This is a genomic window from Synechococcus sp. EJ6-Ellesmere, assembly GCF_024345875.1.
Taxonomy (GTDB): Bacteria; Cyanobacteriota; Cyanobacteriia; order PCC-6307; family Cyanobiaceae; genus Regnicoccus_A; species Regnicoccus_A antarcticus.
Genome location: NZ_JAGQBY010000093.1, coordinates 1 through 12,471, shown reverse-complemented (window position 1 = coordinate 12,471; position 12,471 = coordinate 1). Strand labels below are relative to the sequence as shown.

Genomic DNA, 12,471 nt, shown 5'->3' with positions numbered 1-12,471 from the left:
CCGCAGCACGCTCTTCCCACTGCTGGAGGGCATTTCCTCGATCAGCCTGTTGCTGTTGCTGGCGCTGGGCAGCGGCCAGCTCGAGAGCGGCCGGCTCAGCATCGGCAATCTGGTGGCCCTGATCCTGTTCGTGGAGCGGCTGGTGTTCCCCACCGCCCTGCTGGGCTTCACCCTCAACACCTTCCAGACCGGCCAGGTGAGCCTGGAGCGTGTGGAGGAGCTGCTGGCGCGGCAGCCGCGGGTGGTGTCACCGCCCGTGCCCCAGGCCCCGGCCAGGGTCGCGCGCGGGGCTGTGGAGGCCCGTGGGCTCAGCGTGCGCTACGACGGCGCCCAGCGTGAGGCCCTCCAGGACGTGAGCTTCCAGCTGCGGCCAGGGGAACTTGTGGCGCTGGTGGGCCCCGTGGGTTGCGGCAAGACCACCCTGGCCCGGGCGCTGGGGCGGATGGTGGAGGTGCCCGAGGGGCAGCTGTTCCTCGATGGGGTCGATGTCACGGCGCTCTCCCTCGATGATCTGCGCCGTCAGGTGGCCCTGGTGCCCCAGGAGGGCTATCTGTTCACAGCCACCCTGGCCGACAACCTGCGTTACGGCGACCCGGAGGCCGACGACGCCCGGGTGGAGGCGGCGGCCGAGCAGGCCCGCCTCGCTGGCGACATCCGCGGCTTTCCCGACGGCTATCAGACCCTGGTTGGGGAGCGGGGCATCACCCTCAGCGGCGGCCAGCGCCAGCGGGCGGCACTCGGGCGGGCGCTGCTGGTGTCAGCTCCCCTGCTGGTGCTTGATGACGCCCTGGCCAGCGTGGACAACAACACGGCCGCGGAAATCCTCGATTCGATCCGCGCCGAGAAGGGGCGCACGATCCTGATGATCAGCCACCAGCTTTCTGCCGCCGCCGCCTGCGACCGGGTGCTGGTGATGGAGGACGGCCGTCTGGTGCAGCAGGGCCATCACCAGGAGCTGGTGGCCATCCCGGGCACCTACCGGCGCCTGTGGGAGCGGGAGCGGGCGGAGGAACGGCTGCAGCAGGTGGCCTGATTCGCACGAGTTGTTGAACAGCACAGACAAGCCCGCGGGGAGGGGCTTAGCTGAGGCAGATCACGCGAGGACGATGGAGAACCCCAAGGGCTACAACCTGCGCTGCACCCTCACCTTCGGCGACATCTACGGCCAGGTGCTGGTGTGGATGGTGGTGATCTTCGTGAGCCTGGCGGCGGGGCTGGCTCTGATGGGCTCCAGCAAGCCGATCTTCGCCCTGGTGGGGGTGGGCGTGATCCTGGTGCTCTCGCTGCCCTTCCTGCTGTTCGCCTTCACCACCACCCTGCTGAACCACATCGCCCTGGAACCCTCTCCGGCCCCGGATCGCGTTGCCTAGGCTCAAGTCTTAAGCAGAGCAGCGGTGTTCGGACTTTTCAACCAGGCCCCCGGCGCGGCCAAGGGCAGGATCGTGTCCGCCGAGGAGGCCCTGCCAGGGCGTGACACCCCGATCGCCACGGCCAGCACCCATGTGGTCCTCGGCACCCCCCTCCAGGCGCCTCTCCAGCCTGGCCAGGAGGAGGCCTTCTTCGGCTGTGGCTGCTTCTGGGGCGCTGAGAAAGGCTTCTGGCGACTGCCCGGTGTGATCACCACGGCCGTGGGTTACTGCGGCGGCCACACCCCCAATCCCACCTACGAGGAGGTCTGCTCCGGATGCACCGGCCACACCGAAGCGGTGCGGGTGGTGTGGGACACCGATCAGGTGGGCTTCGCCGATCTTCTCAAGTTGTTCTGGGAGTGCCATGACCCCACCCAGGGCATGGCCCAGGGGAACGATCGCGGCAGCCAGTACCGCTCGGCGATCGTGACCAGCACCGAGGCCCAGGCCGAACTGGCCCGCGCCAGCCGCGATCATTACCAGCAGCAGTTGAGCGCCGCCGGCTTCCCGGCGATCACCACCGAGTTGCTCGCCGGCAAGCCCTTCTTTTTCGCCGAGACCCACCACCAGCAGTACCTGGAACGGCCAGGCAGTCGGCCCTATTGCTCGGCTCGACCCACCGGCGTTCGACTGAGCGCCTTCCCCGGTTCTGACTTCAAGCTCCCGTCTTCCGTCTGGGAGCACTACGACTGGAGCCAGCCCCATTGCGTCCTACGCAGTCCCGGCGGCCCCATCACGCTCTGAACCACACGGGCGACTCGTTGCCTACTTGAGGGTCAGCACTGAGAAAAGAGATCAGGACTCCAGTTTCCTGCGGCAGCGGGCTGCTTCCGGATCGCTGGAGCTGACTGCTGCAGAACTGCAGGGGCACACCACGGCAGAGCGGTATGCACGGATCGAGCCCGAAGAAGGGGGCGGCAAGCCCACCTACAAGCGCCTGCCCTGGCCCCAGCCGACAAGCAGCTACTCGCCAGCTGGCGCATCTGCTGCCAGCTATCGGGCCTGATCTCTACACGATGACGGTGGTACGACGGCAAATGATGCGTGCGATCGAGCGGATCGAGGTCCAGGTCGGTGAAGTTGTGAGCGTCACCCTGGCCGGGGGATGAGGAGGGGCTCCGCCATGTGATCCATCAAGATCCTCGACGCTTGTGGCCGCTCGCCTTGCGCCAGAAGTATTGGCTGCGACCATCCGCTTCCCCACGCTTATCGACGACAGCCATGGGATCGTCAACGGAACACCGGGCAGCCCTGGCTGCCCTGGGCCTGAACACCAAACCCAGCAGCCGGCACGACCTGGCGCGGCTTGTGGCACGCTGCCACCCGGCCTCCCAGCCATGGAGCGCCGTGCAGACCGCGGCCTACCGGCGGGTGTGGGAAGAACTGGAGAGCGGCTGCGAGGCTGATGTCCCAGTGGCGGCCTGAGGAACGACCATCGCCGCAAGGATCAGCAGCGGCGGACTTGCTGAGCGGACCTATGAGGAGACGGTCGATGGTTCCCGATCCACCAGATGTGGCGACGGCGCTGGAGCTTCTGGGTCTGACGGTGGTTCCGGATGATTTCGAGGCGTTGGCCTGCCAGGTGGCCTGGATGCACTCTGCTGCTGAGGCCATCAGCGACGCCCAGAGCCTGGCCTACCGGGTGGTGTGGGAAGCGGTCGAGGAACGCATCGAAAGCCGGAGCGGAGGTGACCTCTGACAGGCAGACCGCCCACCTGCCCGAGGCCAGAGTTTGTGCCCAGATCAGGGCTGGGTATCGCTTCTTACGTCAACCATCCGGCGACATTCGTAATGTCTCGTTGCACTCGCAATGATTCCCATGACGCGAGCCACTCAAGCCAACGACGCCTGGTTCCAGAACACGGCCGCCAAGCATATCCGAGACGATGAGCTCAGACGTGCAGAGCGTCTCAACGGACGCATCGCGATGCTGGGGTTCACGATCGGTCTGATCGTGGAGGCGTTCAGCGGAGATGGCATCCTCCAGCAGATCGCCGATCTCGCTCTTCTGGCGCAGGGTTGAGGCCACCACGATCGCCCTTTTCCCTGGCCGGCCCTGCACCGATGGCGCCGACTTTTTTTCGGTCGCAAGGCGAGATGGAGCGGCAGCCTCAACCGCTGCCGATCATCCCCATGTCCTCAACGTCGCGGCATGTCGATGGAATCCACAGCAGTCAGCGAGATGGGATGAATGACTGGCGTCGCTGCCAGCAGGGTGACACCGGTGCGTGGCCAGAGCAGACGGTGCAAATGGATCGCCGTGGATGGGTTCTCGGTGGACGAGGTGCGGTGTGCCCTTCTTGGGTTGAGCGGCCGCCAGTGATGAGCAGAGAGTCTCTGAGCTGATGCCCTGTGGCTGTGGTCGGCTTGCCGTACTGACAAGGCGGGCCGGCGGATCTATTACTGAATCAGAGGCCTCGACCAGGACAGAGCGCGAGCCCAAGCCCTGCAACCGGCCCAAGGGCGCTCGACTCGGGGCGCCCTTCTCATTAGCCCCATTCCTGCGGTTGTTGGAACAACGCCTCAACGCTGGCCACCTTTTCCTCCAGCGTCTGGTCCCGATCGGTGCGGGTGTTGACCTTCACGGTGGTGTAGATGCGGGGACAGCCCATGGCATGCACCGCCTGATGACAGGCCTCGATCGCAGCAAACACCGGTCCCCACTCGCCCTCGATCGCGGTCCCGTTGGGGTGCAGCTGGATCTTGAGGCCGGCGTCCAGCAGCACCCGCTCACACGCAGCGATGTAAGTCGCCAGGTTGACGCCGACCCCAATCGGAACAACGCAGAGATCGACGATCACCTTCATCGACGTGCCTCCGGAGGCTTCATTGAGAGGGTGCCATCCTGCTGGCCCCCTCTACCTTCCGGCTGAAGAGGCCTCGGGCTGGGCATAGAGCTGGTGGAATCTCTCCTGTTAGTGTTGTTCCATGGGGAGGTTTCGCCTGAGCAAGATGAACGGATCACAAGCACTTGAAGGTGTACATCCTTCACTGTGGAATTGAGCAATCAACTGGCGATCGGGCCTGCTGCCGCAGTCCAGGCTGCCCGGCAATCAACCCATTAGCCTTTGGGCATATTGCGTAGAGTGGGCTGTAGTGGGTCTGAATCTGCCGCGGAGTGGCTCAGTCCACTAAAGCGTTGATCTGAATGCTGGGCGTAAGGTGCAACTCAGTGCTGATCAACGCCGCAGAAATGAGGTTGAGAGACCATTTGGTACAAGCGAGCGCAAGTATTCGCTCAAGCTGATGTGGTAAGGCTCGCCAGCGTCGCTGAAACCTCTATCTTTATGGCCTTCTTGGTGTTATGTGCTGAGAAGTCCCTGAGGCTTCTCAACCTCTTTTTTGTCTTCCTTTTGGCCTAGTTCTATAGCTTGCAGAGGCTTTGTTCCCCATCAACAGCCTCCTGGAGTCTCTGTGGGGCACATAGGCTGATTTTTAAGGTGGTCCTCATGGAATGGCCTGCGCGCGGAGTTGACAGGCTCCAGAGGGACTCGACAAGGATTCCTGTATCCGTCATTGTTCAGGAGTCCCTAATCACTCATTGCCATTGGGCATCAGGCCTTTGCTTCCGCCATCAGCCCTGGCCATCTAGCGGCTCAGCCTGCTGGAGCAGCGCCAGCGAGCGGACGGGATAGGGCAGATCATGCTGGGCAAAGGCCCGTTTCGCTCGCATCAGAAGATCGGTGCGGTAGGCGAATTCATCGCGGGCATCCATGGGATAGGAACGCAACTTGAACTGGGTGCCCCAGAGGTGCTCCTGCATCACCACGACGATCGGCAGGCGCAGCTGGGTGTACTGACTGCTGCAGGCTGCCTGGTAGAGAATGTCAACCACCAGATCGACATCGACCCTGTGGTCGAAATAGACCTCCGTGGCCACCTGGGCCTCCAGCTTGCCGCTGTTGGCATTGGAGATCGGATCGGTCCACAGGAGATTGTGGGGGATGGTGATGGTGTTGTCGTCGGGGGTCACCAGCTGAAGACTTCGCAGGCCATAGCCCACCACCTCGCCGTAATGGTCGCCGATCCTGACCCGATCACCGACCCGGTAGGAGGCTTCGAAGAGGGAAACGACCCCGGCGATGATCGAACTCACGTAATCCTTGAAGGCAAAGCCCAGCGCCACCGCCAGGGTCCCCGTCAAGGCCAGAAGATTGTTCTGGGTGAGGTTGAGGAACTGATCAAGCAGATAGGAGACCGTCATGATCAGGATGAGGCCCTTCAGGAACGGCACCGACTGCTTGATCAGCAACCGGTAGCGACGCGCCACCTTTTCGGACAGCCAGCCGGTCAGCCGTTCGATCAGGAAGATGCCGGCGTAGGCCAGCAGAACGGCGAAGACCGCGCCGATCGACTTCATCAGCGTGACCTCGGCGAGGATGCGCTGCCTGGTCGTCTCTGCCCGGGCTGCGGCGGGCAGGAAGGCCGCCGTCGACGCCGCCAGCCCGAACCAGGACCCGTGACGGAAGGGGAAGGCCCCCATGGCTCAGGCCTCCCCGGTGAAGAAGTTGTTGTCCGCGAGCTCCTTCACCAGGCACGGGAAGTGCGACGGCCGCACCGACAGTTCCCCCGCCGCTGTCTCGATCAGCCCCTCCCCGAGAAGCCAGTGGATGCGGGGCTGAAGGCGATGGCTGGGCAGTCCCAGACCGAAGGCGAGATGGTCCCTGCGCATCGTTCCGTGGATGAGCAGGCTGTGCAGCAGATAGCGGTCCTCATCGGTCAGGGTGGGCAGATCCGGCAACGCGGGCCGCTGCAGGCACACCGCCCCGGCGTCGCTGTCCGGTGCCAGCCGCAGGGCTTCCAGCCAGAGTTCCGCGGCGATCCGGCTGCTGCCCGCGGCCAGCTCCGCCAGCTGGCTCCACTGGTCCGCCTCGGCGTCAGGGACGGCGGGATCGCTGGACCCTGGACCACCGGCGGCGGGAGCCCCCGGCCGGCTCAGCCCCAGGTCAGCGGCCACCGGGGCCAGCCATTCCGCCAGGGCGGGGCCATCGAGGGGCGGCAGGGTCGTGGCGTCGGGAAAGTAGGAGCTGATCTGGCTCACATGGTCGAGGAACTTCCAGGCCCAGCTGTTGCAACCCAGCAGCCAGAAGCGGTCGCGGTGCTCCAGGGCCACCTGCCGCAGACGCTCGATCCCTCTCCAGCCATCGATGCAGCGGAGGAAGCACTGGTCGAGATTCGCCAGACTCAGCAGCGCCGCTTTCCCCTCGGATCCGGCCGGTGGGAGGGGTTCCTCCAGAGCCGCGGTGAGCATCCGGGGGATGGCCGCCGGATCCTTGGGACGATGGCGGCAGGGCAGGAGGGCCCGGCAGGGGGTGGAGCGGCCGTCCCAGTCGGTCAGGACCGCCTCGATCACCGGCGCCATGGGCTCTACCGGCCGGCTGAGCACGATCATCACGTTGGCGGCCTCGCGATCGGAACGCCAGGCCGCCAGCGCCTCGGTCAGCCTCTCCCCCACGAAGGTCCGCAGCGGCGTCGGCACGTCCAGGGCGGCGATCCGCCGCTTCAGGGCGAGGCTCCGTTCTCTGGGCAGGGGCTCCAGGGGATCGTCGACCAGCTGGGACTTGCGGCGCGCGAACCAGGAGTCCAGCCGGGCACGCACGGGATCGAACAGGGGGGGCGCCATCAGAGCAACTCCCTCAGGGCCGGCAGCTGCTGCGTCATGGCGGTGTGGCCCATGCGAATGATCCTGCCGGCCTTGTGGAAATCGAAGATGGCGAAGTCGTTCAGGGGCGGCTCCACCAGCAGGTCGGGAGCGTGGGTTTCCAGTCGGCTGCGGGTGACCTGCTGCTCCATCACGTTCAGGGAGGTGCCGATCACGTCGAAGATGTTCGGACCGGGGTCTGTCTCGGGGAACCACTGATCCACCTTGTCCTGCAGGGTGTCCTGCAGACTCTGATACCGATCCCTGAGGCTCTTCAGAAACGACTCCCTGCGGCGCTTCGAGGGTTCACTGGGTGTCCTGGGTGGCGGGTCGTCCTGCCCTTCCTCCTGGTCGTCGCCGGGGCCGGCCGAATCACCGGAACCGGGAATCGGGCTCCTCCGGCTCTGGAAATCGGGCGGGGCGGAGTCCGCCAGGCCACCGGTGACGTGGTTGCGGTTGAGGTTCACCGCGATCACGACGTCCGCTCCCATCGCCCTGACCACATCCACCGGAACGGGATTGACGATGCCGCCATCTCCGAGGAAGAGATCCCCATGGCAGAAGGGCGTGAAGATTCCAGGCACGGAGATGCTGGCCCGCACGGCGTCCACCATGGACCCGGAGCTGAGGTGCACTTCCTCGCCCTTGATGAGATCAGTGGCCACACAGCAGAAGGGAATCGGGGACTCCTCGATCTTCATCCCCTGCATGTGCTCCGAGAGCAGCTCATAGACCTTGTTGCCATCCAGCAGACCACTGGTGGGGAAGACCATGTCGAAGTACAAGAGCATGTCTCTCCAGCTCAGGTCCCTGATGAAGTCTTCCAGTTCATCCAGTTCCTCGGCGCAGTAGATGGCCCCCACCAGAGCTCCGATGCTGGCCCCGGAGATGTAATCAATTCTGATCCCGGCTTCCTGCAGGGCACGCACCACGCCGATATGGGCCCAGCCTCTGGCTCCACCGCTGCCCAGGGCCAGCCCAATGCTTTTCATGGTGCAGAAACCCTAGAGAAAAGGAAGTCTTATCCCGCCAAAGTTAGTGGATGCTGCCCGGGCGCGTGGGGGAGGCGATCGTCCCCAGATCGAAAGCGAACCGGCTTCATCCCCGCGGAGGATCGGGGGAGGATGGGAGAGCCGAAGCAGCGGGGGATCCGGCGGTGGCGCCCATGGGCCGGTCCGGAAGAGTTCGCAGGGCCAGCGTCTGGAAAGGCATGTCGATCCCTGCCTCGCGCAGGGCCTCGAACAGCCGCTCCCGCAGAAGATGGCGGATGGGAATGTGTTGCTTCTCGTCGGCCAGCCACACCTGAAGTTCCATGGCGACGTTGTAATCATTCAGGGCTGTGACAACCACCCTGGCCGGCGGCTCCTCCACCAGCAGGTCATCGCTGGGACACTGGGAAAGGGCGATCTTCCGGACCCTGGCAAGGTTTTCCTCCACGCCCACCGTAAAAGGAATATCAAGGCGAAGATGAGGAAAGTTCGTGTAAGAGGCTACGATCGAATTCACCACCATCGTATTGGGAACAGCAAGCATTCGCCCATCGGGTGTCACCACCCGGGTTGAACGCATGGTGATCCGATCCACCCGGCCATAGTGTCCGCCCACCTCGATCAGATCACCGAGGACGAAGGGGCGATCCCAGAAGATGAACAGCCCCGAAATCATGTTCGAGAGGGCATCTTTGGCAGCAAAGCCAAGGCTCAATCCGACAACGCCGAGGCTGGTGAGAATGGAGGTGGTGTTGACGCCGACCCGTCCGAGGGCGGTCACGACCCCGATCGTGAGAATCACATACTTCAGGATCGTCAGTAGAAAATTACTGGCGGTAGGATCTAGCCCCGCCCGCTCGTTCGTCAGTCCCACGGCCTGCCGTGTCATGCGCCACACCAGCCACGACACGATAAGAATGACAAGAGCAGTCAGCCCTTTGGGCAGCCAGGCGAGGAGTTCGGCCATTGGTCCCGCTCAATCCAGAGCAAGTTCAAATTTTGGCACAGACTTACTTCACATTGATGCAGGTATTGACATTAATTTGCGAGATGAATGGAGTCTCGAAATACTGATACTTTAAAGGCGCCATTGAGAAAACATCAAACAAGCTATTCTCTGTATGTTCAGATGTGCCTTGGAGCCTGTCGTGCATCGATCGCCTGCGCGCTCTCATTAGACGCCTCTAAATCTGCCAAGATCCCTGTGAGCGCAACGGATCTGGGCGAGACAATGGGGCATGCAGAAGCTCAAGTCCTTCCGTCCCTGGCAGCCGGAGCAGGCCACCCCGCTGCCGCCATCGCCCAGGGTGGTCATCAGCAGATGCCCATGTGGCAGATGAAAAAACACACCCGCTGAGGCCGTTGTTCCGCAAACTCTCAGCGGCTGGCCTCCAGAGCGATGTCTCCAGCGATGTCGGCGCTGGCCGGTCCGATCTCGCCGAGGGAGCGCATCAGCGGTGTGATCGACAGCCCCTGCACGATCACCGAAAAGGCCACCACGGCGAAGGCCACCGTCACGACGGTGTCTCGGTAAGGGAGGCTGGTGGGCAGGCCCAGCGACAGGGCCAGGGCCAGGGCGCCGCGCAGGCCGCCCCAGAAAAGCACGTGCTGGTGGCTGGCTTTCACCCGCAGGGGTGAGCCCTGAAACAGGCTGCAGCAGAGATAGGTGGACAGGGCCCGCCCCACGGTCACCAGGGCGATGGCGATGCCGATCGGCAGCAGCACCCTGGTGAAATTCTGGTGGGCCTCCAACATCCCCATCAGCAGGAAGATCAGCGAATTCACCACGAAGGCGGCGTAATCCCAGAACGACTGAACCGCTTCGCGTCCCTTGGGGGAGATGGCACCCAGGGGCCCGAGGTTGCCCAGCATGATTCCAGCCGTGAGGGTGGCCAGCACCCCCGACACCTCCAGGTGCTCCGCCAGCAGGAAGGAACCGTAGGCAGCAATCGTGGTGAAGGTGATCTCCACCAGGGGATCTTCGGTGCGGCCGGCCAGGGCGAGCAAGGCTGCTGCAACCGCCGCGCCACAGGCCACGCCCCCCACGATCGTGACCGCCAGAAACTGTGTGGTGCCCAGCGGTGTGATGGCGGCGCCGGTGGCGAAGGCGATCGCGATGCCGAAGCCCACGGCGGCGGTGCTGTCGTTGAGGAGGCTCTCCGCTTCGACCAGCTCCCGCAGCCGGCCATGCACGCCAGCCTCCTTGAAGGTGGCGATCACCGACACTGGATCGGTGGCCGAGATCAGCACGCCGAACAGCAGCGACGCCGGCCAGCTCCAGTGGGCCAGGACGTGCATCCCCACCGTGGTGATGCCGGCGGAGAGCACCACACCCACCGTGGCCAGGGTGAGCACCACCGGCAGGTCCTTGCGCAGCGACGGCCAGGCGATGTAAAACGCCGCCTCGAAGATCAACGGCGGCAGAAAGGCGTTGAAGATCAGCTCCCGCGTCAGGGCGATGTCGGGGGGCGAAGGGCAGCCAGGCCAGCACGATGCCCCCCAGCACCAGGCCCACGCTGTAGGGCAGCCGCAGCCTGCGGGCCACCATGGCCACCACCGCCGCCACCAGCAGCAGCAGCTCAACCGATTCGATGGTGAGCATGGGTGGGGGGGGGGTGCGGCGTCCGCTGCAGTCCCTTGAGTCTGGAGGCTGGCGGCCGTCAGCTTCAGGGCGATCTGTTCAGGGGTGTGGCGCTTGCGTTCATGAGATTTCTCCGGGGGCCAACCCCGGCTGGCAGGGCAGCTCCCCTGAGGACGGGTTCAGGTTTTGGGATCCACGTCAAGCGCGCTGCATCGCCAAGGCGCTTTACAACCTGTTACATTTATTCAAGAACACCGTTACACGCATGACTGATTCCGCTTCCCGCTTTGGGTTTGTCGCCTTTGCCGAAACCTGGAATGGCCGCCTCGCCATGCTCGGCTTCGTGATCGGCCTGGGCACCGAGCTGCTCACCGGTCAGGGCATCCTTTCCCAGATCGGTCTGGGTTGATCGCCATGAGTACCGACTATACCGCAGCTACCGCCGCCGTGATCGCCCTTGTGGTTGTTCTGACCGGCATGGTGACCTTCCTGCTCAGCCGTCCCAGCGATCTGGCCCAGAAAACCCGATGACCGCCACCCTCACCATCGTTCTGTTCAGCACCTGGCTTGCGGCTTCGCTGCTGCAACCAGACCTCGCGGACTGACGACCAGCCCACGTCCACTCACCTCAGGAATCGATGACCAACACTCCAGTCAACCTGCCCAGCTCCCAGGAGCCCACTGAACAGCAGATCCACATGGATCAGCTCAAACGCGCTGAGCTCTTCAATGGCCGCGCCGCCATGCTTGGCCTTGTGATCGGCATTGTCGTCGAAGGCCTGACGGGCTTTGGGATTGCCCACCAGATCGGCCTTGGCGCCCTCGTGGATGGCTACGCAGCCTGCCGCACCCAGTATCTGCCGTTCTGTTTCTGATCCTCAGGTCCAAGTGCGGATCACTGCAAACCCCTGGGCCCTGCCTGGGGGCGAAACGGATGGGGTGACTGCCGGTGTCTCAACGTACCGACGCTAACCACCCGCTTCATCAGCCCCCACAGCTTCAGCCCTCCAGCTTGATAGCCATGGGCATGCGCAGCAGTCGCAGACCATTGGCGATCACGATCAGGCTGGTGCCCATGTCCGCGAAGACTGCCATCCACATCGTGGCGTTTCCAGCCAGGGTGAGTAGCAGGAAGAGGGCTTTGATTCCCAGCGCCAGCGCGATGTTCTGGCGCAGGATTCGAAAGGTGCGTTGAGAAAGGGCGATGGTTTCAGGCACGCGCATCAGATCGTCGTTCATGATCACCACATCAGCCGCTTCCATGGCGATGTGGGTGCCGGCTGCCCCCATCGCAAAACCGATGTTCGCCTGGGCCAGAGCCGGCGCATCGTTGATCCCATCGCCGGCCATGGCCGTGGATCCATAGCGGGCCTGCAGGTTGGACACCACCTCGAGCTTCTCCTGGGGCAGCAGGTTGCTCTTCACCTGCTGGATCCCTGCCTGGGTCGCAATCACAGAGGCGGTCGCTGCGTTGTCACCCGTGAGCATCACCGGGGTGACGCCCAGGGCCCGAAGGGCTTCCACAGCGGCCAATGAGCTGGGTCGCACGGTGTCGGCGACGGCGATCAGGGCGAGCACGCCGTTGTCATCGGCCAGCAGGCTGAGCGAGCGGCCCATTTGCTCCTGAGCTTCCATCGTGGCTTCCAGCTCGCTCGAGCAGAGCCCCAGCTCTTCGATCCAGCGGTGATTCGCCAGCATCAGAGGCCATCCCGAGATCACGCCACGTATACCCCTCCCCGGCAGGGCCTCGAAGGCCTCCACGTTCAGACGCTCGCCATCAAGAGCTGCACCAACGGCCTGCGAGACAGGATGGTCGGAGCGCTCCGCCAGGCTGCTGGCCAGTTGTTGCAG

At 64.0% G+C, this 12,471-nt stretch carries 16 protein-coding genes; 9 read left to right on the top strand and 7 right to left on the bottom strand.

What is annotated here, in order from left to right; all coding sequences use genetic code 11:
- The 7 genes from KBY78_RS11080 to KBY78_RS11050 form a co-directional block, all read left to right on the top strand.
- The coding region (locus tag KBY78_RS11080) for an ABC transporter ATP-binding protein (protein WP_255143632.1) at positions 1 to 1,033 on the top strand (1,033 nt) is incomplete at its 5' end.
- Between the two features lie 73 nt (positions 1,034 to 1,106).
- Complete coding sequence (locus KBY78_RS11075; protein ID WP_006170446.1) at positions 1,107 to 1,370, top strand: hypothetical protein; 264 nt, start codon at positions 1,107 to 1,109, stop codon at positions 1,368 to 1,370.
- Between the two features lie 24 nt (positions 1,371 to 1,394).
- A complete protein-coding gene (gene msrA, locus KBY78_RS11070) occupies positions 1,395 to 2,153 on the top strand; it encodes a peptide-methionine (S)-S-oxide reductase MsrA (RefSeq protein ID WP_399215749.1) in 759 nt (252 codons plus the stop codon).
- 25 nt (positions 2,154 to 2,178) lie between these two features.
- A complete protein-coding gene (locus KBY78_RS11065) occupies positions 2,179 to 2,415 on the top strand; it encodes a hypothetical protein (RefSeq protein ID WP_255143631.1) in 237 nt (78 codons plus the stop codon).
- Positions 2,416 to 2,630: 215 nt separating this feature from the next.
- Positions 2,631 to 2,834: a hypothetical protein gene (locus tag KBY78_RS11060; protein ID WP_255143630.1), complete on the top strand. Its 204-nt coding sequence runs from the start codon at positions 2,631 to 2,633 to the stop codon at positions 2,832 to 2,834.
- Between the two features lie 67 nt (positions 2,835 to 2,901).
- Positions 2,902 to 3,108 (top strand): hypothetical protein, encoded by a 207-nt coding sequence (locus tag KBY78_RS11055; protein WP_255143629.1) that lies wholly within the window; start codon positions 2,902 to 2,904, stop codon positions 3,106 to 3,108.
- A gap of 120 nt (positions 3,109 to 3,228) precedes the next feature.
- The gene (locus tag KBY78_RS11050) at positions 3,229 to 3,432 is read left to right on the top strand and encodes a chlorophyll a/b-binding protein (protein WP_255143628.1); all 204 of its coding nucleotides are present in this window, start codon (positions 3,229 to 3,231) and stop codon (positions 3,430 to 3,432) included.
- Between the two features lie 466 nt (positions 3,433 to 3,898).
- On the opposite strand, the gene KBY78_RS11045 is transcribed toward KBY78_RS11050, so the two are convergent.
- From KBY78_RS11045 to KBY78_RS11020, 6 genes are all read right to left on the bottom strand, one after another.
- Complete coding sequence (locus KBY78_RS11045; RefSeq protein ID WP_255143627.1) at positions 3,899 to 4,216, bottom strand: MTH1187 family thiamine-binding protein; 318 nt, start codon at positions 4,214 to 4,216, stop codon at positions 3,899 to 3,901.
- A 767-nt stretch (positions 4,217 to 4,983) separates the two neighbouring features.
- On the bottom strand, positions 4,984 to 5,892 hold the full coding sequence (locus KBY78_RS11040) for a mechanosensitive ion channel family protein (protein ID WP_255143626.1): 909 nt from the start codon (positions 5,890 to 5,892) through the stop codon (positions 4,984 to 4,986).
- A gap of 3 nt (positions 5,893 to 5,895) precedes the next feature.
- Positions 5,896 to 7,032, bottom strand: a complete 1,137-nt coding sequence (locus tag KBY78_RS11035) for a hypothetical protein (protein WP_255143625.1) — start codon at positions 7,030 to 7,032, stop codon at positions 5,896 to 5,898.
- Complete coding sequence (locus tag KBY78_RS11030; RefSeq protein ID WP_255143624.1) at positions 7,032 to 8,042, bottom strand: patatin family protein; 1,011 nt, start codon at positions 8,040 to 8,042, stop codon at positions 7,032 to 7,034. Before KBY78_RS11030 ends, KBY78_RS11035 begins: the two co-directional genes overlap by 1 nt.
- Positions 8,043 to 8,148: 106 nt before the next feature.
- Positions 8,149 to 9,006 carry a mechanosensitive ion channel family protein gene (locus tag KBY78_RS11025; protein WP_255143623.1) on the bottom strand — a complete coding sequence of 286 codons (858 nt, stop codon included), beginning with the start codon at positions 9,004 to 9,006 and terminating at the stop codon, positions 8,149 to 8,151.
- A gap of 410 nt (positions 9,007 to 9,416) precedes the next feature.
- Positions 9,417 to 10,454 carry a sodium:proton antiporter gene (locus tag KBY78_RS11020; RefSeq protein ID WP_255143622.1) on the bottom strand — a complete coding sequence of 346 codons (1,038 nt, stop codon included), beginning with the start codon at positions 10,452 to 10,454 and terminating at the stop codon, positions 9,417 to 9,419.
- 431 nt (positions 10,455 to 10,885) lie between these two features.
- On the opposite strand from KBY78_RS11020, the gene KBY78_RS11015 reads away from it, so the two are divergent.
- On the top strand, positions 10,886 to 11,029 hold the full coding sequence (locus KBY78_RS11015; RefSeq protein WP_006171031.1) for a chlorophyll a/b-binding protein: 144 nt from the start codon (positions 10,886 to 10,888) through the stop codon (positions 11,027 to 11,029).
- A 229-nt stretch (positions 11,030 to 11,258) separates the two neighbouring features.
- Entirely contained in the window at positions 11,259 to 11,495 is a 237-nt protein-coding gene (locus tag KBY78_RS11010; protein WP_006171034.1) for a chlorophyll a/b-binding protein, read from the top strand.
- Between the two features lie 124 nt (positions 11,496 to 11,619).
- Here the strand turns inward: KBY78_RS11010 and KBY78_RS11005 are convergent.
- A partial coding sequence (locus tag KBY78_RS11005) for a cation-translocating P-type ATPase (protein WP_255143621.1) occupies positions 11,620 to 12,471 on the bottom strand: 852 nt, incomplete at its 5' end.